We start from the raw sequence: 19537 nt of genomic DNA, 5'->3' as shown, positions 1-19537 counted from the left end.
GGCAGCTCAGCGAGATCTCCGCGGGGTGCTTAGCGTCGCGGCTATGAACACCTTTCTCGGTACGGGCACCTCGCTCGGTACACATACGTCACTCGGTGCCTATACGTCAGCCGGTACGCACACTTCGGTCGGTACGCACACCTCGGTCGGTACGTCCCCTGCTCCCGGTAGGCAGCCCTCCTTCGGTACGCGCACGTCAGCCGGTACGCCGGCTTCTCCTGGTACGCATCCGTCGCCCGACCCGGGGCGGGACGGTGAGCGGGAGCGCGTACGGGCTCGGATCGCGGCGATCTTCGGCGACGCGGGTGTGGCGGTGGCCGCCGGACCGCCGCCACCCGGTCACGATCCCCCGGAGGACCCGGCCCCGGCCCCGGCCCCGGCCCCGGACCCGGACCCGGACCCGGCGCCCCCGCCGCCCGGTCGGCCCGGCCTGCGTCGTCTTGACCGCGCGTGGCTCGCGTTACGGGAACGGCTACCGCTGTGGGTCCAGTCACGGTGCGGTACCGACCCCAAGGCGCTCGCCGCCCTGGCCCTGGTGCTCGTGGTCGCGGTGGGCTTCGCCGTGCAGCACTTCTGGACCGGGCGCCCGGAAGCCGTACGGGCACCCGCGGCCGAACGGCCGTCGGCGGGCCGGGGGCCCGGCCCGGGTGGGGAGGCGGCTCCGTCGCTGTCGCCGTCGGGTGCGGTGTCCGCCGGGGCGTCGGCGAGCGGCCCACCGGGCGGCCGGGGGCGGCAGTTGGTCGTCGATGTCGTCGGCAAGGTCCGGCACCCCGGGATTCACCGGATGCCTCAGGGCGCGCGGGTGATCGACGCGCTGCAGGCCGCGGGTGGGGTGCTGCGGGGGGCGAGCACGCGGGGACTGAACCGAGCCAGGCTGCTGACCGACGGCGAACAGATCGTCGTCGGTGAAGCGGGCGCGGGCGCCGGGGGTGGGGGAGGCGCCGGTCCTGGCGCGGTGGGCGGCGGTGGGGCGCCGGGCGCGGGCGGCGGTCCGGCCGGGCCGGTCAGTCTCAGCACGGCCACCGAGCAGCAGCTGGACGCCCTCCCCGGGGTGGGCCCGGTCCTGGCGCGCCACATCATCGAATTCCGTACCCAGCACGGTGGGTTCACCTCCGTGGAGCAGCTCCGCCAGGTCACCGGCATCGGGGACCGCCGCTTCGCCGATCTCCGCCCTCTGGTGGAGCCGTGACCAGCGCCCGCGCCACGGTGCACGCCACGGCGGCGTCTGCGCACGGCGCCTCCGAACCACGCCAGGAGGGGCCGGCCGATCTGCGGCTCGTCGCGCCGGCGCTGGCGGCCTGGGTGGCTGCGGCGGTCGCCCTGGGCGCACCTGGTGGCGTGGTGGCGGTGGCCTGCGGTGCGGCTGTGGTGCTCGCCGCCGTCGCGCTGAGGGTGGCCGTCGTCCGGCGTCGGGCGGAGCGTGAGCCCGAGGGAAATCCGGAGGGGGAGCGACCGCCAGAGGATCCGCGCCGTGATCCGCGCCGTCCAGGGCCCGGGTCGAGCCGTTCCCGTGGTCCCCGTACGTGGTCGGCCGGAGCGTGTGTCGCCCTGGCTGCCGTGCTGCTCTGCGCCGCCGCCGGGGCCGCGTCCGCCGCGCTGCACGCGGCGGACGTCCGGCGCGGGCCGCTGCCCGCCCTCGCGAAGCAGTACGCGCGGGTCACGGTCGAGCTGGAGGTGACGGGTGACCCCCGGCTGACCCGGCCCAGGGTCCGCGGCTCCCAACGGACGCCCCCGGCGCTGGTGTTCGACGCCGAGGCGGTCCGCGTCACCGCGCCGGACGGTGGGGTGAGTGCCGTCCGCACCCCGGCCCTGGTCGTCGTACGGCAGCGGGAAGCCGGCGACCGGTCGGGGCCGGCAGCCCTGGCGCACGCCGCGTCCGCCGCCTGGCGCGGTCTGCTGCCCTCGACCCGCGTCCGGGTCGTGGCACGCGCCGTACCGCCGCTGACGTCGGGCGATCAGGCCGCCGCCGTGCTCCGGGTCACCGGCGACGGGCCGCCGGTCGTGACCCGGCCGCCCACCCCGCTGCAGCGGCTGGCGGGAGGTCTGCGCGCCGGGCTCCGCGAGGCCACCGACGGCCTCCGGCCTGATGCCCGCGCGCTGCTTCCGGGGCTCGTGGTGGGGGACACCTCGCGGGTGCCGTCGGACCTGGACGACGCCTTCCGCGCCACCGACCTGACCCATCTGCTGGCCGTCTCCGGCAGCAATCTGACGATCGTGCTCGCCCTGCTGATCGGCCCGCCGCATCTCGCGACGCGCGCCGAGCGCCGTGGGCTGGCGCCGCGCCTGGGGCTCTCGCTGCGCGGCACCGCCGTCATCGGTGGCGCGCTGGCGCTCGCCTTCGTGGTCGTCTGCCGCCCGGACCCGAGTGTGCTGCGTGCCGCGGCCTGCGGTCTGATCACGCTGCTGGCCATCGGCACCGGGCGTCGCCGCACCCTGCTCCCGGCGTTCGCCGCCGCCGTTCTGCTGCTGGTGCTCTACGACCCCTGGCTCGCCCGGAGTTTCGGCTTTCTGCTCTCCGTCCTGGCGACCGGCGCCCTGCTGTTGCTCGCGCCACGCTGGAGCGCGGCCCTCCAGCGGCGCCGGGTGCCGCCCCGGCTCGCCGAGGTCCTCGCCGCCGCGGCCGCCGCCCAGGCGGTGTGCGCACCGGTCGTCGCCGTGCTCGCCGCCCGGGTGGGCCTGGTCGCCGTGCCCTGCAACCTGCTGGCCGAGCTGGCCGTGGCACCCGCGACCGTCCTGGGCTTCGCCGCGCTCGCCGCCGCTCCGCTCGCGCTGCCGGCCGCCAGGGTGCTGGCCTGGTGCGCGGGCTGGCCCGCCGAGTGGATCGCGGCGGTCGCGCGGCGGGGCGCGGCGCTGCCGGGAGCGGAGTTCGAGTGGCCCGGCGGCTGGGTGGGCGGCCTGGCGCTGGCGGCCGTCATCGCGGTCCTGGTGCCGGTCGGCCGTCGGGTGCTGCGCCGCCGCTGGCTGTGCGTGCTCTGTGCGCTGGCGGTGGTGCTGGCGGTGTGCCGGCCCGCGCCGTTCACCCGCGTGATCACCGGCTGGCCGCCGGCCGGTTGGCGGGCCGTGGTCTGCGACGTCGGGCAGGGCGACGGCCTGGTGCTGGCTGCCGGGGACGGTACGGCGCTGGTGGTCGACACCGGCCCCGAGCCCCGTGCCATCGACCGCTGCCTCACCGACCTCGGCGTCCGCCGGATCCCCCTCCTCGTCCTGACCCACTTCCACGCCGACCATGTGGACGGGCTCCCCGGCGTCCTTCGCGGCCGTTCGGTCGGCGCCATCGAGACCACCACGCTTCTCGACCCGCCGGGTCAGGCCCGTTTCGTGCGGAGCACGGCCGCGGCCGAGGGTGTGCCGATCGTGTCCGCCGCACCGGGCGAGCGGCGCCGTCTCGGTCCGCTGACCTGGGAGGTCCTCTGGCCTGCTCCCGCACCATCGGCGGCCCGGGGGCCCGATCGCGCCGTGCCCCCCGACGCGCTCGACGGCCCCAATGACGCCAGCGTCACCCTCCTCGTCCGTACGGGCGGGCTGACGCTCCTGCTGCTGGGAGATCTCGAACCGCCCGCACAGCAGGCGTTGTTGGCGGCCCATCCCGAGCTGGGTGCCGTCGACGTGCTGAAGGTGGCGCACCACGGCTCCGCCTATCAGGATCCGCCGCTGCTGCACCGGCTGGCGCCGCGCCTGGCGCTGATCTCCTGCGGTGCGGACAATCCGTACGGGCATCCGGCGCCCCGGACGATCGCGGCGCTGCGCGCCCAGGGCGCCCGGGTGCTGCGTACGGATACCGACGGTGCGATCGCGGTCCTGGGCACCCCGGCCAGGCTTTCCGCGGCCGTCAACGGCCGCCGCGACGGTGGCCGTCCGCCCGGTGGTCGTCCGCCCGGTGGCCGGCGGACCCGTGCGGGGCCGGCCCGCCGGCCGGTCAGGGGCGGCAGACGGTGGCCGGCAGGCTCTGCCGGTCGGCGCAGGGCACGTGCTTGTACATCCGCATGATGTTCTTCGCCGTGTCGGAGTCCATGAACGCCAGGAACTTCGCGGTCAGAGAGCCGTCTTCGGGCCGCCCGTACGTGTAGAGGTACTCCACCGTCCAGAAGGGGTAATCGCGTTGCCGTCCCCACTCGATGTCGGGTTCGTGCCCGTTGAGCCGCACGCTGACCACGTGCTTCCGTTGCGCCGCCGCATAGACCTCGGCGTAGCCCAGCGCTCCCGGTACCCGGTCCACCGCGTCCAGCAGGCTCTTGGTGCCGTTCACCTCGCAGCGCGTCAGGCGCGCTCGCTCGTCGCGGTCCTTGTCGCCGCAGTCGTACGACGACACCACGCCGGGCTCCGAGCGGTGCAGCACCGACGTCTCGAAGGCGCGGCGGGTGCCGGAGGCGGCGTCCCGGCTGACGAGGCGGATCGGCAGGTCGTTGCCGTGCAGCTGCTTCCAGTTGGTGTAGGTCCCGTCGTAGATTCCGCGGACCTGGTCGGAGGTGAGGTTGTCGATACCGGCCTTCTCGTTGGCGACGAGACCGAGCAGGATGACGCCGACCCGGTTGCCCTCCAGTCGCCGGTAGAGGGACGGCGCCGGGACGTCGGAGACGGCGATGAAGCCGGGGCCCTCGGTGGTGGCCGGCTTGCCCTCCCGGTTGAGGTTGCCCAGTCCGGACAGGCTGCCGCTCCCCGAGACGGTGATCTCGGCGCCCGCGCACCGGGCCCGGTACTGGCGGGCGATCTCCCGCATCGGCGGGGCGAACGCCGTGGAGCCGTCGACGGTCAGCCGCCCGGCGGCACAGGTGCCGGGCGCCGGCGACACCCGCCCGCTGAGCAGCAGTCCGCCGAGCAGTCCCAGCAGGACGATGAACGTGCCACCCAGCGCGAGGCTGAGCTTGCGCGGCCCCCAGCGCTGGGCGTTGCGCCGGATCCTCCCGCCGCTGAGGAATCCGCCGACGGTCACGGCCCCGGCGCCGCCGGTGGGGCCGCCCTCGTTTCCGGCGTCCGTTCCGGGACCGGAGAGCAGCACCAGCAGCTTGAAGTGGTTCCGCTTGTTCAGCGGCACCTTGGGGAGGAACAGCCGGCCGCCGTCGTGCCGCAGCCCGCTGCCGTTGCGGGTCAGCATGCCCACCAGATCGGCCGGGTTGGCGTCCGGCACCTCGACCCCGATGACGGTGCGGCCGGTGAACTCGACCGTCAGCGGCTCCTGGTAGTCCTGCCGGACGATGTCCTTGCCGCCGTCGTTCTCGAACCGCAGCAGTGCGAGCGTCGCATCACTGATCTCCTGGTCCTGCCGCAGCAGCCGCAACTGCACCAGACTGTGGGCGTCCTGGGGATTCATGCCGATCGCGGTGTCCATCTGGACGCGATACCCGATCCGCTTGCGGCCCGGCAGAAACCGCTCGACGGCCCACACCACTGCCGTCGCCACGAGCCCGGCCGCGGTGAGGATCGTCTCGGTGTCCGGCAGAGCCACGGCAACCTCGCACAGGTGAACGGGCGACAGGAGGTCCAATATTTGAGGACCCGCGCCCCGCCGTGAGCCGCCTTCAGCAGCCGGTCACCAGAGGTTCATCCCTCGGCCGCGGCGGCCGGCCCGCCACCGCGGCCCGGGCAGTCGCCGAACGGATCAGTAGACTCCCGGAGGGGCGCCGGATGCCCGCAGCTCGGCGGCGGAGCGCACCTGCCGCTGGTTCGCTTCCGAGAGGACACCCCCTGATGGACGACGCCGCCACCGACGCCTACCTGGACCGCATCGGTGCCGCGCGCCCCGCGCACCCCGATGCGGAGGCGCTGCGGAGCCTGCACCTCAGCCATCTGCGCACGGTCCCGTTCGAGAACCTCTCCCTCCACCTCGGTGAGGAGATCGACCTCGCCGAGCAGCCGCTGCTCGACAAGATCGTCGGTGCCCGGCGGGGCGGCTTCTGTTACGAGCTCAACGGAGCCTTCGCCCTGTTGCTGCGGGCCCTGGGATACGAGGTCGCGCTGCTGTCCGCCCGCGTGTTCGGCGACGGCGGCCTCGGCATCCCGTACGACCACATGGCACTGCGGGTGCAGACGCCCGACGGGCCGTGGCTCGCCGATGTGGGCTTCGGACGGCACAGCCACTTCCCGCTGCGCTGGGACAGCCGGGACGAGCAGAGCGATCCGGCCGGTGTGTTCCGTCTGGAGGAGACGGCGGAGGGCGACCTCGATGTGCTGCGGGACGGCACGCCGCAGTACCGGCTCGAACAACGCCCGCGTGGTTCGAGGAGTTCGAGGTCGGGTGCTGGTGGCACCAGACGTCGCCCAGGTCGCACTTCACGCAGTCCCTGGTGTGCTCACGGCTGGCGGAGACCGGCCGGGTCACGCTCTCCGGCCGTACGCTCGTGATCACCGGGCCGGGCGGGGAGCGGGAGGAGCGCCAGGTGCAGGCGGACGAGGTCCTCGCCGCCTACCGGGAACACTTCGGGTTCGTGCTGGCCCGGGAGCCCGTGGTGGCCGACCGGTCTCATTGAGGCCACGACCGGCTCCTCCGATCGGCCGGTCCCACTCCTCGGCCGGCCCCACTGAAGGGCCCGCCCGACTGAGGTTGGTCGGGCGCGGTCGGCTCTGCCCTCCCGCGCTACTCGGCCTCGCGCCAGCCCTCGTACTCCGCCGCGAGCTCGTCCAGCAGGGCCGGGTCATGGGCGGCGCCCGGGTCCTCGACGACCACCAGCCACTGGGCGTCCTCGGCGTCGTCCTCGCCGGCCAGGGCATCCCGTACGAGCTGGGGTTCTTCGGCGACGCCGAAGCGTTCGGTCAGGGCCTCGGCCACCTCCTCGGCGGCGTCACGGTCGGGCAGGACCAGAACGTGCCGTGCGTGGCTGTTGGCGCGGAGGGTGTCGTCGTCGTTCACCGGACCATTGTCCGGCAGAGCGGGTGCGGCCCGGGCGGGCGGGGGGCCATGGGGGGCGTGCCCGGGGCGCTGGGGCACCGGAGGGCCCGGGTTTTACCGCAGGTGGGTCCTGGGTGTCGGACGCAGCGCCTGGCGGCGTCCGGGATGCGTGGTGCCGATGCCGTGCGTGGATATGGGGTGCCGGTGATGCGCGGTGTCAGCGATGCGTGGTGCCGGTGATGCGTGGTGCCGGTGATGCGTGACGTTCGCGGTTTTGGTGAGGCGAGGCGCCGGTGGTGGGCGTGGTGCGCAGTGACGGCGGTGTCAGTGGGGCGTGGGATGCTGGATCGCGATGGCCAGGAAGACAGCTCACGACGACCCGCTCGCCCCCGTCACGCTCGCGGTGGGCCAGGAAGACCTGCTGCTGGACCGCGCGGTGCAGCAGGTGGTGGCGGCTGCCCGCGCGGCCGACGCGGACACCGACGTACGCGACCTCACCCCCGATCAGCTGCAGCCCGGCACCCTCGCCGAGCTGACCAGCCCCTCGCTCTTCGCCGAACGCAAGGTCGTCGTGGTGCGGGCCGCCCAGGACCTGTCCGCGGACACCATCAAGGACGTGAAGGCATATCTCGGCTCGCCCGCCGAGGAGATCACGCTCGTCCTGCTGCACGCCGGTGGTGCCAAGGGGAAGGGCCTGCTGGACGCGGCCCGTAAGGTCGGGGCGCGTGAGGTGGCCTGCCCGAAGATGACCAAGCCGGCGGACCGGCTGGCGTTCGTGCGGGGCGAGTTCAGGGCGGTCGGGCGGTCCGCGACGCCCGAGGCGTGCCAGTCGCTGGTCGACGCGATCGGCAGCGATCTGCGGGAGCTGGCGTCGGCCTGTTCGCAGCTGGCCGCCGATGTCGAGGGCGCGATCGACGAGGCCGTCGTCGCCCGCTACTACACCGGCCGGGCGGAGGCGTCGAGCTTCACCGTCGCGGACCGGGCCGTCGAGGGCCGGGCCGCGGAGGCGCTGGAGGCGCTGCGGTGGTCCCTCGCCACGGGGGTCGCCCCCGTCATGATCACGAGCGCGCTCGCCCAGGGGGTGCGGGCCATCGGCAAGCTGGCCTCCGCCCCGCGCGGCGCCCGCCCCGGTGACCTCGCCCGCGACCTGGGCATGCCGCCCTGGAAGATCGACCGGGTGCGGCAGCAGATGCGCGGCTGGTCGGCGGACGGTGTGGCGACGGCGCTGCGCGCGGTGGCGGCAGCCGATGCGGGCGTCAAGGGCGGCGGTGACGATCCGGCCTACGCGCTGGAGAAGGCCGTGGTCGCCATCGCCCGGGCGGCACGGTCGCGCTGAGGAAGGAGGGGGCGCCCGGCCGCTCGCGCGTGCCCGCCCGCCCCCTCACCCGGCGCGCACAGCGCGCCGACCGCCACCGCCCGCCGGGCTGCCGGCGGCCGCCCGGCGCTTATCGGGAGCTCGAACTCCGCATTCGCTTGAGGGTCTCTGTCGCGCTGGTCTTCAGCATGGTGGCGACCTCCGAGGAAGTCGGCTGCTTGCTCGTGCTGCTGCCCGATGCGTAGCTGGACCACGTCGACTGATAGGTCATCCAGCCGTCCCGGACGCCGAGGATCACATACGAGCCGCTACTGCTGCTCTCGTCGTTCCTGGTCACGAGGTACGCCTCGTCGCCGATGCCGGAGACGGACTCGACCTTGTAGCCGATCGAGGTGTCCTGCTTCTCGTACGAGCGGTAGTTGTCCGCGAACTCCGGTGCCGGGTCGGTCTTCTTGTGCAGTGTGGCGGCGCTGTAGAGCCAGTTCGAGGAGTAGTCGGCGGCGCTGGTGCTGGTGCTGTCCTGCTGCAGCGAGACGTTGCACCACATGGTGTCGAGCGAGGTCTGCTGGGCGCCGCTGTGCTGGGGGTTGGCGTCCTTCGAGGACGAGCCGGTGTTCGCCTTGGCCTTGAAGTGGGCGTCCTCGAAGGGCGTCATCGAGGTGGCCGCGCACAGATCACTGGTGTAGGCGTAGCCCGCGAGGTCGGGGCTCGGCTCGGAGGAGAAGCCGCCGGTGGCGAAGAGCAGGGAGCCCCAGATCGCGGAGGCGGCGACGGCGCCGCCGATCGCCCAGAGCCACCCGGCCGCGCCCCGGCCGCCCGTACCGCCGGGAGCGCCCGGAGCGGCGGGGACCCCGGGAACACCGGGCGTCCCTACGGGTGCGCCGGCCACCGGATAGCCGTAGCCGCCGCCAGGGCCCTGCGGCGGGACGGGCGGCGGCTGTGGCGGGGCGGGCGGGGATTGTGGTGGCGGCTGCTGTGTGTACGGATTCTGCTGCGCCGGCGGTGTCGCGTTCGGCTGCGCGGGCGGCTGGCCGTATGGAGAGGGCTGCGGCTGGGCGTAAGGGTTGTGCGGATTCGGATCCCCCGGTATGGACATGGACGCAGCGTAGCCGAACCCTCCGAAATCGGACCCGCCCGTGCACCCCGGAAAAAGCGGAAGCGCGACCCCCGAAAACCGGAAGCGGGGCGGCCGGAAAGGCGAAAGCCGGAGCCCAGGAGGCCGGCTGTCCACCTGTCCACAGCCCGCTGAAGCCCGAAGAGGTTCGTTTCGGCCCGAGGAGTTCGCTCACGCCCCGTGCATCACAAAGGCCCCGTCCCACCCCTGGGGAAGGGGCGGAACGGGGCCTTCGTGTCAAGCGTTGGTGGCTCCTCGGCGGTGGTGACCGCCGGGTGGGCCGGGTGCGCCGCACCCGCGTGGCGAACGCAGGCCGTGTGCGGCGCGGTGGTGCACCGGTCAGGGAGCGGAGAGAGGGGCCGCTGGGTCCCTGTCGGCAGAGGTGTTACGGGGTGCTGCCGAGGCAGCGGGTGCTACGGGAAGGTTCAGCCCTTGAGGCCGGCGACCTTCTTCGCCAGCGCCGACTTCTTGTTGGCGGCGGCGTTCTTGTGGATGACACCCTTGCTGACAGCCTTGTCAAGCTTCTTGGCAGCCTCGGCCTGGGCGGTCGCGGCCTTCTGCAGGTCGCCGGCCTCGACGGCCTCGCGGGTGCGACGGATCGCGGTCTTCAGGGAGGACTTGACAGCCTTGTTGCGCTGACGAGCCTTCTCGTTGGTCTTGATCCGCTTCATCTGGGACTTGATGTTCGCCACGAAAGAGCCTTTTCAGGTTCGTTGGAGTTTCGAGTTGCGCCGCGCACGAGAGAGGGCACGAAGCGCAGTGGACCAGGCTACCAGCAGGGCCTACGGCCTCCCAAACCGGCCCTGAACGGTGCCCGCGACCGACCCTGAACGCCGCCCACGGTCCCCGAACGCCGCCCCGCCCCCGCCCGCCGGCGGTCCGCGGCGGCGCCCACACCCGACCGACCCCGCTGCGCATGGGACCATGGGAAGACGTCATATACCCGAGTCCCGCCTACCCGCGTTCACTGAATGGACCCTGCGTGCCCGCGACCCCTACGAACGTGCCGGAGCCGAGCCGTACCGATCCGGCCCTCCTCCGTAACTTCTGCATCATCGCGCACATCGACCACGGCAAGTCGACGCTCGCCGACCGGATGCTCCAGCTCACCGGTGTCGTCGACCAGCGGCAGATGCGCGCGCAGTACCTCGACCGCATGGACATCGAGCGCGAGCGCGGCATCACGATCAAGTCCCAGGCGGTCCGGCTGCCCTGGAGCCCCTCCGAGGGCGAAGAAGGAAGTGGCACGACCCACATCCTCAACATGATCGACACGCCGGGCCACGTCGACTTCACCTATGAGGTCTCCCGCTCGCTCGCCGCGTGTGAGGGCTGCATCCTCCTCGTCGACGCCGCCCAGGGCATCGAGGCCCAGACCCTCGCCAACCTCTACCTGGCGATGGAGCACGACCTCACGATCATTCCCGTCCTCAACAAGATCGACCTGCCGGCCGCGCAGCCCGAGAAGTTCGCCGCGGAGCTGGCCAACCTGGTCGGCTGCGAGCCCGAGGACGTGCTGAAGGTCTCCGCCAAGACCGGCGTCGGCGTGCCCGAGCTGCTGAACAAGGTCGTCCGCGAGGTGCCGGCCCCGGTCGGCGTCAAGGACGCCCCCGCCCGCGCGATGATCTTCGACTCGGTCTACGACGCGTACCGCGGCGTCGTGACGTACGTGAAGGTCGTCGACGGCACGCTCAGCAAGCGCGAGCGGATCAAGATGATGTCCACCGGTGCCGCGCACGAGCTGCTGGAGATCGGCACGAACTCGCCGGAGATGAAGGCGGCCGACGGCCTGTCCGTCGGTGAGGTGGGCTACCTCATCACCGGTGTGAAGGACGTCCGGCAGTCCAAGGTCGGTGACACGATCACCCAGCTCAGCAAGGGTGCCGAGGAGCCGCTGGGCGGCTACAAGGACCCCAAGCCGATGGTGTTCTCCGGGCTGTACCCGCTGGACGGCTCGGACTACCCGGAGCTGCGCGACGCCCTCGACAAGCTCCAGCTCAACGACGCCGCGCTGGTCTACGAGCCGGAGACCTCCGCGGCGCTCGGCTTCGGCTTCCGCGTCGGCTTCCTCGGTCTGCTGCACCTGGAGGTCATCCGCGAGCGTCTGGAGCGCGAGTTCGGCCTCGACCTGATCGCCACCGCCCCCAACGTGGTCTACCGCGTCGACATGGAGGACGGCAGCGAGCACGAGGTCACCAACCCGAGCGAGTTCCCGACCGGCAAGATCGACAAGGTGCACGAGCCGGTCGTCCGGGCCACGATCCTGGCGCCCAGCGAGTTCATCGGCGCGATCATGGAGCTGTGCCAGACCCGCCGCGGCAACCTGCTCGGCATGGACTACCTCTCCGAGGACCGGGTCGAGATCCGCTACACCCTCCCGCTCGCCGAGGTCGTCTTCGACTTCTTCGACCAGCTCAAGTCCAAGACCCGCGGTTACGCCTCGCTGGACTACGAGCCCACCGGCGAGCAGGCCGCCGACCTGGTCAAGGTCGACATCCTGCTGCACGGCGACAAGGTCGACGCGTTCTCCGCGATCACCCACAAGGACAAGGCGTACGCCTACGGCGTCCGGCTGGTCGCGAAGCTGCGCGAGCTGATCCCGCGGCAGAGCTTCGAGGTGCCGATCCAGGCCGCCATCGGCAGCCGGGTCATCGCCCGTGAGACGGTCCGCGCCATCCGCAAGGACGTCCTCGCCAAGTGCTACGGCGGTGACATCTCCCGTAAGCGGAAGCTGCTGGAGAAGCAGAAGGAAGGCAAGAAGCGGATGAAGATGGTCGGCAGCGTGGAGGTTCCGCAGGAAGCCTTCATCGCGGTGCTGTCCTCGGACTCCGACGGCGACGCCAAGAAGAAGTAGACACCGAGGCGAAGCAGGCGAGAAGAAGGCAGGCGCGGCCGCCCTTGTGCGGCCCGGGCGCCGGTTCCCCGCGGGGGCCGGCGCCCTGCTGTTTTTCCGGGCGGTGGCCGGACGGGGACACCCGTAGACCTTCCGGGTGGCCCCCGGCTCCCCGTCGGAATGAATGCGGAGCGTGCCGTTCCGCCGCTTCCCGGCGCCTGTCGCCCGGTGTGGTCCGGTGTGCGGTGATCGGCTCGGCTCACCGGGCGGGCGATGAGGGTGCTACGTACACCTATCGCACTGGTCACATCGTGAACCAGTAGGCCGTAGCCCCTTACGCGTCGGCGCAACGCGCTCTAGTCTGATCACTGCTCAAAGGTTACTCGCGAGTCACCACGCAACGAAGCGGGCCCCGGAGGACGCCGTGACGGACACCCACACGCTGATCGAAAACCGGCCGCCCTCGGTGGCCCACCTCTTCCTGGAGCGGGTGGCGGCCACGCCCGACATCGAGGCATACCGCTACCCCGTGCCGCCGGCCTCGGGTCAGGGACCGGACGACTGGAAGCCGATCAGCTGGGCCGAGGCCGCCGACCGGGTCTACGCCGTGGCCGCCGGGCTGATCGCACTGGGTGTGCGGCCCGAGGAGCGGGTGGCGCTGGCCGCCGGCACCCGCGTGGAGTGGATCCTCGCCGACCTCGGCGTGCTCTGCTCCGGCGCCGCCACCACCACGGTCTACCCCAGCACCAACGCGGAGGAGACGGCGTACATCCTCGCCGACTCCGGCAGCCGGGTGCTGATCGCGGAGGACGCCGGACAGCTCGCCAAGGCGCGTGAGCGGCGCGCGGAGCTGCCCGACCTGGCGCACGTCGTGGTCATCGACGAGGCGGGCGCCGAGCCCGCGGCCGACGACCCCGACGGATGGGTGCTCACCCTGGCCGAGCTGGAGAAGCGCGGCACCGCCTATCTGGAGCAGCACCCCGAGTGCGTCAAGGAGCGGGTCGCCGGGCTGCGCGCCGACCAGCTCGCGACGCTCATCTACACCTCCGGCACCACCGGCCGCCCCAAGGGCGTACGGCTGCCGCACGACTGCTGGTCGTACATGGCCCGCGCGATCCAGTCGACCGGCCTGGTCACCCAGGACGACGTGCAGTACCTGTGGCTGCCGCTGGCGCACGTCTTCGGCAAGGTGCTCACCGCCGGGCAGATCGCGACCGGCCAGGTGATCGCCGTCGACGGCCGGGTCGACAAGATCATCGAGAATCTTCCGGTCGTCCGGCCGACGTATATGGCGGCCGTCCCGCGGATCTTCGAGAAGGTCTACAACGGCGTCGCGGCCAAGGCCCGGGAGGGCGGCGGCGCCAAGTACAAGATCTTCCAGTGGGCGGCCGAGGTGGCCCGCGAGTACGCCAAGGTCTCGCAGGACAACTTCCGGCGCACCGGCAACGCCTCGGTGCCGTTCGCGCTCGCCGCCAAGCACAAGGTCGCCGACGCGCTGGTGTACAGCAAGCTGCGGGACGCCTTCGGCGGCCGGCTGCGCGCCGCGGTCTCCGGTTCGGCCGCGCTCGCCCCGGAGATCGGCTACTTCTTCGCCGGCGCCGGCATCCACATCCTGGAGGGCTACGGCCTGACGGAGTCCAGCGCGGCCAGCTTCGTCAACCCCGGCGAGGCATACCGCACCGGCACGGTCGGCAAGCCGCTGCCCGGCACAGAGGTCCGGATCGCCGAGGACGGCGAGATCCTGCTGCGCGGCCCCGGCATCATGGAGGGCTACCACGGCCTGCCGGACAAGACCGCCGAGGTCCTGGAGGAGGACGGCTGGTTCCACACCGGCGACATCGGCGAGCTGTCCCCGGACGGCTATCTGCGGATCACCGACCGCAAGAAGGACCTGATCAAGACCTCGGGCGGCAAGTACATCGCACCGGCCGAGGTGGAGGGCCAGTTCAAGGCGGTCTGTCCGTTCGTCTCCAACGTCCTGGTGCACGGCGCCAACCGGAACTTCTGCACCGCGCTGATCGCCCTCGACGAGCCGACGATCATGGGCTGGGCCAAGGAGCACGGCCTGGAGGGCCGCACGTACGCCGAGGTCGTCGCGACCGACCAGGTGCGTGAGCTGATCGACGGCTATGTCGAGCGGGTCAACGAAGGGCTCCAGCGCTGGCAGCAGATCCGCAAGTTCCGGCTGCTGCCGCGGGACCTGGACATCGAGCACGGCGAGGTGACCCCCAGCCTCAAGATCAAGCGGCCGGTCGTGGAGCGGGCGTTCAAGGACCTGCTGGAGGACATGTACGCCGGGTCGCGCGAGGCGTAGCGCCCGCGCGCGGGGTGGCGGGGCGGGCCGGCGCGGTCCGCCCCGTACCGCTGTGCGCCAACTCCCGGGGCGCGTCAGCCGAATTGGCGGCGATGACCTCGCACTTCCGTGACTCGGTGCTTATGGGTGCGCTCGTTCTGTCACTCTGTCGGTGGCGCATCCGGCGCTGTAGCGGAGCTGCTCGGGAGTTGCTCAATGAGGACGACCACTTCGTCTCCACGGGACGACGACGTCATGGCGACGCGCACGACGAGGCCGGGCGGGATGCGCGGCGGGGCCCGCGGGCCTGCCGCGGCCGGTTCCGTCACCGGTTCCGCCGGGCCCGCCGTCCGCGCCCGGAGCGTCCGGCTGCCCGGCGACCCGCAGGCCGCGTCCGCCGCCCGGCAGTTCGTCCGGGACTCCTTCGCCGAGTGGACCGCCCAGCGGCTGCCCTGCGCGGAGGGCCTCACCGGCCGGCTCGCTGACGAAACGGTGCTGCTGGTCAGCGAGTTGGTGACCAACGCGGTGGTGCACGCGGGCACCACCGTCGAGCTGCGCTGCCGGCTGGACCCCGCTCCGGGGCGGGAGGCCGAGGCCGACCCCGGTGCCGCCGCGCTCCCCGGCGTCGTCGTCGAGGTCTCCGACCGCCACCCCACCCGTCCTATCCGGGCCCGCGAGCAGGGCGCCCCGGCCGAGGGCGCCGGAGCCGAAGGGGCCGCGGCCGAGAGCGGCGGCCACGGCCTCCGCCTGATCAGCGCGGTCGCCGAGTCCTGGGGCATCACCTACCACCGGACCATGAAGACCGTGTGGTTCCGGCTGCCCGTTGACGTGGACGTGCCCGGCGCCGGTGAGCGGCCGGAGCCGGAGATCCCTTACGACGACCAGTTGCAGCGCGAACTGCGGGCGGCGGAACTCCTCGCCCCCGCGGCGCGCCGGCCCGCCCGCCGCGAGCCCGGCGCCGGCCGGGTCGACAACGGCGCCCTGTCCTTCCTCGCCGAGGCGTCCGACCTGCTCTCCGGCCAGCTCGACGCCGATCAGGTCGCCGCCCTCGCCGCCCAGCTGATCGTGCCGCGGCTCGCCGACTGGTGCGCGGTGTGGCTCCACGACGGGGACGGCGGCGCGCCCGGCCGGGGCATCGCGGCGAGCGGTGAGGAACAGCGGCTGGCCGGCGTCTGGCACGCCAGCGAGAGCCGTACCGACGCGCTGCGCGCCGCGCTGGAGAAACAGCCGCCGGAGGTCCCGGCCGGTGCCTCGCCGGGCAGCGCGCCCGCCGCGGTCCGCTGGCCCTGGCCCGACGAACCGGGTGGCTACGAGCCGGGCGGCCACGAGTCGGGTGGCTACGAGCCGGGCGGTGCGGCGCTGGCCTGCCCGCTGGTCGCCGGCGGCCGCCGGCTCGGCACGCTGCTGCTCGGCCGGGGCGGGCTGCTGGGCTTCCCCGACGACGTGGTCGGCCTGCTGGAGGACCTGGGCCGCCGGGTCGCGCGTGCCGTGGCCACCGCACGCGCGTACAGCCGCCAGGAGCGGATCAGCCAGGTCCTGCAGCGCCGGCTGCTGCCCCGGGGGCGGGCCCAGGTGCCCGGCGTGGAGTCCGCGGTGGTCTACGAGCCGCGGGAGGGCGCCTGGGCGGGCGGCGACTTCTGGGACCTCTTCGAGGCGGGCGACGGCCGCTGGTGCTTCGCGCTGGGCGACGTCTGCGGCAGCGGGCCCGAGGCGGCCGCGGTGACCGGCCTCGCCCGGCCGGTGCTGCGGCTGCTGGCCCGCGACGGCTTCGGGGTGGCCGACGTCCTCGACCGGCTCAACAAGACGATGGCCCGGGAGGCCGCCGACTCCGTCGCGGCGGTCGCGGCGGCGGTCGCGGCGGCCGGCGCCGGGGCCGAGGCGCCGGTCGAGATCCGCGAGGAGGGCGAACAGGCGCGCTTCCTGTCCCTCCTCTACGGCGAGATCGTCCCCCACCCGAGCGGCTCCGGCGGCGCCCGCTGCACCCTCGCCAGCGCCGGCCACCCGCTGCCGCTGGTCCTCGGCACGGACGGCACGGTCCGGGTCGTCGCGGCGCCGCAGATGCTGCTCGGCGTGGTCCAGGACGCCACCTACGTCAGCGAATCGTTCGACCTCTGCCCCGGCGAGACGCTGCTGTGCGTCACCGACGGTGTCACCGAGCGCCGCTCCGGCCGCCGGCTCTTCGACGACGAGGACGGCCTGGCCACCGCCCTCGCGGCGGGCGCCGGCCTCGACGCCACCGCCCTCGCCGACCACCTCCGCAACACCGTCCACGCCTTCGACCCCACCCCACCCGACGACGACCTGGCACTGCTCGTCCTGAAGGCGGCGGGCGGCCCCGCCTGAGGCCGGCCGGGCCCCCGTACCCGGCCCGAACCGGGTGGTCCGCCGATGACGGACAATGGTTCCCATGCCTTCCGCACTGCCTGATGGTGAGCCGATGCCCGACGACGGGGCGCTGCCCCGTCCTGCGCTGGCGGGGGCGGCCGGGCGGCCCCTCGGCTTCTATCTGCACGTGCCGTACTGCGCGACCCGCTGCGGCTACTGCGACTTCAACACCTACACCGCGAGCGAGCTGCGCGGCTCCGGCGGGGCCCTGGCCTCCCGCGACAACTACGCCGACACCCTCGTCGAGGAGATCCGGCTGGCCCGCAAGGTCCTCGGCGACGACCCGCGCCAGGTGGAGACGGTCTTCGTGGGCGGCGGCACCCCGACCCTGCTGCCCGCCGCCGACCTGGGCCGGATGCTGGCGGCGATTCGTGACGAGTTCGGCCTCGCCCAGGACGCCGAGATCACCACCGAGGCCAACCCCGAGTCCGTCGACCCGCGCTACCTCGCCGAACTGCGCGCGGGCGGCTTCAACCGCGTCTCCTTCGGGATGCAGAGCGCGCGGCAGCACGTCCTGAAGATCCTCGACCGTACGCACACCCCCGGGCGCCCCGAGGCGTGTGTCGCCGAGGCCCGCGCCGCCGGCTTCGACCACGTCAATCTGGACCTGATCTACGGCACCCCCGGCGAGACCGACGACGACTGGCGGGCCTCCCTGGACGCCGCCCTCGGCGCCGGCCCGGACCACGTCTCCGCGTACGCCCTGATCGTCGAGGAGGGCACCCAGCTGGCCCGCCGGATCCGCCGCGGCGAGGTCCCGATGACCGACGACGACGTGCACGCCGACCGCTACCTCATCGCCGAGGAACGCCTCGCCGCGGCCGGTTTCCGCTGGTACGAGGTCTCCAACTGGGCCACCACCGACGCCGCCCGCTGCCGCCACAACGAGCTGTACTGGACCGGCGCCGACTGGTGGGGCGCCGGCCCCGGCGCCCACAGCCACGTCGGCGGCGTCCGCTGGTGGAACGTCAAGCACCCCGGCGCCTACGCCCAGGCCCTGACCGAGGGCCGCTCCCCGGGCGCCGGCCGGGAACTCCTCACCGACGAGGACCGCCGCGTCGAGCGCATCCTCCTGGAACTCCGCCTCGCGGACGGCTGCCCGCTGGACCTGCTGGCGCCGGCGGGGACCCGGGCGGCCGAGCGGGCGCTGGCGGACGGCCTGCTGGAGGCGGGACCGTACGGGGAAGGACGGGCCGTCCTGACCCTCCGCGGACGGCTGCTGGCCGACGCGGTGGTGCGGGATCTGGTGGACTGATACCCGAACGAGTGAACCAATGCGATGCGCCTGCACCGCCGCCTAGGCTCTTCTTAGCCTGTGCCGTATACACGGCGACGGGAAACGGAGGCCATGGAGATGACCGCTGTGGATGAACGCCGGATGACGGAGCTCTTCGAGAACCTTGAGGTTCCCGAGGGCATCAAGATTGAGCTCCTCCGGGGGGAAATCGTGATGATGGCGGGGCCGGATCTGGTCCACAACCGCATTGTTCGGTCCGTGGCGCTGCAGGTGCCCAGCGACCGCTGGGAATGGTTGATGACGCAGGACATCGACATCCTCAGCGAACACAGCGAGCCGGTGCCCGATCTCGTGGTGCTGGAACACGGCGCCGGGCCGGATTCCGGCCGGCTGCTGCCGTCCGCAGCCGTCACGATGCTCGTCGAGGTCGTCTCCAGGACCAGCGTCCAGCGCGACTACCTGCTCAAGCGCTCGATCTACGCGGCGGGCCGGGTACCGGTCTACCTGATCATCGATCCCGTCATGGGCCAGTGCGTCCTGCTCACCGAACCCGCCGGCAGCGGTGACGAGGCCGACTACGCGGTGCAGCGGATCACCAAGTTCGGTGACCCGGTGCCGCTGCCGCTCCTCGACGTCGAGCTGGCCACCGGCGAGTTCGGCACCCTCAAGGGCGTCAGGCCGCATCGCCTGCCGTGACGAAGTCGATCAGCTCCTCGACCCGTCCGAGGAGCTGCGGCTCCAGGTCCTTGTAGGACCGTACGCAGGACAGGATCCGCTGCCAGGCCGCGCCCGTGTTCTCCGGCCAGCCCAGCGCCCGGCACACGCCCGTCTTCCAGTCCTGGCCGCGCGGGACGACGGGCCACGCCGGAATGCCGACCGAGGACGGCTTCACCGCCTCCCAGATGTCGATGTACGGATGGCCGACGACGAGCACGTCCGACCCGGTCACCTCGGCCGCGATCCGGGACTCCTTCGAGCCGGGCACCAGGTGGTCGACGAGCACGCCGAGGCGGGCGTCCGGGCCGGGGGAGAAGCCGCGGACGATCGCCGGGAGGTCGTCGACGCCCTCCAGGTACTCCACGACGACGCCCTCGATGCGCAGGTCGTCCCCCCAGACCCGTTCGACCAGTTCGGCGTCGTGCCGGCCCTCCACGTAAATGCGCCCCGCGCGCGCTACCCGGGCGCGGGCGCCGGGCACCGCGAGTGATCCCGATGCCGTACGGGCCGGGCCGCGCGCCGCGGGCCGGTTCTGCGGGCGGACCAGGGTGACGACCTTGCCCTCCAGGAGGAAGCCGCGCGGGGCCATGGGGAAGACGCGGTGCTTGCCGAAGCGGTCCTCCAGGGTGACCGTCGGGCCCTCGGCGGTCTTCTCGCAGCGGATCACCGCGCCGCAGAATCCCGTGCCGACCTCCTCGACGACCAGGTCGGGGTCGGCCGGCACCTCGGGGGCGGGGCGCTGCTTCTTCCACGGCGGGGTGAGGTCGGGGCTGTAGCGCTTGCTCTGCATGGGGCCTGTTTCTGTTTCTGTGCGAAGGAC

13 protein-coding genes and 1 pseudogene are annotated in these 19537 nt (G+C 72.9%); 9 read left to right on the top strand and 5 right to left on the bottom strand.

Going from position 1 to position 19537, the window contains the following annotated elements; translation table 11 throughout:
- Positions 1–43: 43 nt before the first annotated feature.
- Positions 44–1189, top strand: coding sequence for a ComEA family DNA-binding protein (locus OO62_RS40430; protein WP_228332447.1), 1146 nt, complete (start codon positions 44–46; stop codon positions 1187–1189).
- A complete protein-coding gene (locus OO62_RS03345) occupies positions 1186–3987 on the top strand; it encodes a ComEC/Rec2 family competence protein (RefSeq protein WP_078616997.1) in 2802 nt (933 codons plus the stop codon). Before OO62_RS40430 ends, OO62_RS03345 begins: the two co-directional genes overlap by 4 nt.
- Here the strand turns inward: OO62_RS03345 and OO62_RS03340 are convergent.
- Positions 3917–5443: a PstS family phosphate ABC transporter substrate-binding protein gene (locus tag OO62_RS03340; protein WP_033265646.1), complete on the bottom strand. Its 1527-nt coding sequence runs from the start codon at positions 5441–5443 to the stop codon at positions 3917–3919. The two genes, OO62_RS03345 and OO62_RS03340, sit on opposite strands and share 71 nt — an antisense overlap.
- Positions 5444–5685: 242 nt before the next feature.
- Between OO62_RS03340 and OO62_RS36325 the strand changes: the two are divergent.
- A pseudogene (locus OO62_RS36325) lies at positions 5686–6464 on the top strand (arylamine N-acetyltransferase family protein).
- A 107-nt stretch (positions 6465–6571) separates the two neighbouring features.
- Here OO62_RS36325 and OO62_RS03330 read toward each other — a convergent pair.
- Positions 6572–6844, bottom strand: coding sequence for a hypothetical protein (locus OO62_RS03330; RefSeq protein WP_051732615.1), 273 nt, complete (start codon positions 6842–6844; stop codon positions 6572–6574).
- Positions 6845–7175: 331 nt separating this feature from the next.
- Here OO62_RS03330 and holA point away from each other — a divergent pair, with 331 nt between their 5' ends.
- Positions 7176–8159: a DNA polymerase III subunit delta gene (gene holA, locus OO62_RS03325; RefSeq protein ID WP_033265645.1), complete on the top strand. Its 984-nt coding sequence runs from the start codon at positions 7176–7178 to the stop codon at positions 8157–8159.
- Positions 8160–8268: 109 nt separating this feature from the next.
- Here the strand turns inward: holA and OO62_RS03320 are convergent, their stop codons facing one another.
- Both OO62_RS03320 and rpsT read right to left on the bottom strand, forming a co-directional pair.
- On the bottom strand, positions 8269–9234 hold the full coding sequence (locus OO62_RS03320) for a hypothetical protein (RefSeq protein WP_228332698.1): 966 nt from the start codon (positions 9232–9234) through the stop codon (positions 8269–8271).
- Between the two features lie 443 nt (positions 9235–9677).
- A complete protein-coding gene (gene rpsT, locus OO62_RS03315) occupies positions 9678–9944 on the bottom strand; it encodes a 30S ribosomal protein S20 (protein WP_033265644.1) in 267 nt (88 codons plus the stop codon).
- Positions 9945–10234: 290 nt separating this feature from the next.
- Between rpsT and lepA the strand changes: the two genes are divergently transcribed.
- The 5 genes from lepA (at position 10235) to OO62_RS03290 (ending at position 18696) form a co-directional block, all read left to right on the top strand.
- On the top strand, positions 10235–12106 hold the full coding sequence (lepA, locus tag OO62_RS03310; RefSeq protein WP_033265643.1) for a translation elongation factor 4: 1872 nt from the start codon (positions 10235–10237) through the stop codon (positions 12104–12106).
- 403 nt (positions 12107–12509) lie between these two features.
- Positions 12510–14399 (top strand): AMP-dependent synthetase/ligase, encoded by a 1890-nt coding sequence (locus OO62_RS03305; protein WP_033265642.1) that lies wholly within the window; start codon positions 12510–12512, stop codon positions 14397–14399.
- A gap of 195 nt (positions 14400–14594) precedes the next feature.
- Entirely contained in the window at positions 14595–16721 is a 2127-nt protein-coding gene (locus OO62_RS03300; protein ID WP_033265641.1) for a SpoIIE family protein phosphatase, read from the top strand.
- A 64-nt stretch (positions 16722–16785) separates the two neighbouring features.
- Positions 16786–18018 carry a radical SAM family heme chaperone HemW gene (hemW, locus tag OO62_RS03295; protein WP_033265640.1) on the top strand — a complete coding sequence of 411 codons (1233 nt, stop codon included), beginning with the start codon at positions 16786–16788 and terminating at the stop codon, positions 18016–18018.
- A 99-nt stretch (positions 18019–18117) separates the two neighbouring features.
- Positions 18118–18696, top strand: a complete 579-nt coding sequence (locus OO62_RS03290) for a Uma2 family endonuclease (RefSeq protein WP_033265778.1) — start codon at positions 18118–18120, stop codon at positions 18694–18696.
- Here the strand turns inward: OO62_RS03290 and OO62_RS03285 are convergent.
- Entirely contained in the window at positions 18674–19507 is an 834-nt protein-coding gene (locus OO62_RS03285; RefSeq protein WP_033265639.1) for a DUF3097 domain-containing protein, read from the bottom strand. The two genes, OO62_RS03290 and OO62_RS03285, sit on opposite strands and share 23 nt — an antisense overlap.
- Positions 19508–19537 lie beyond the last annotated feature (30 nt).

Origin of the sequence: Streptomyces lydicus, from assembly GCF_000717345.1 — a bacterium.
Classification (GTDB): domain Bacteria; phylum Actinomycetota; class Actinomycetes; order Streptomycetales; family Streptomycetaceae; genus Streptomyces; species Streptomyces lydicus.
This window is presented reverse-complemented; position numbering and strand designations above follow the sequence as displayed.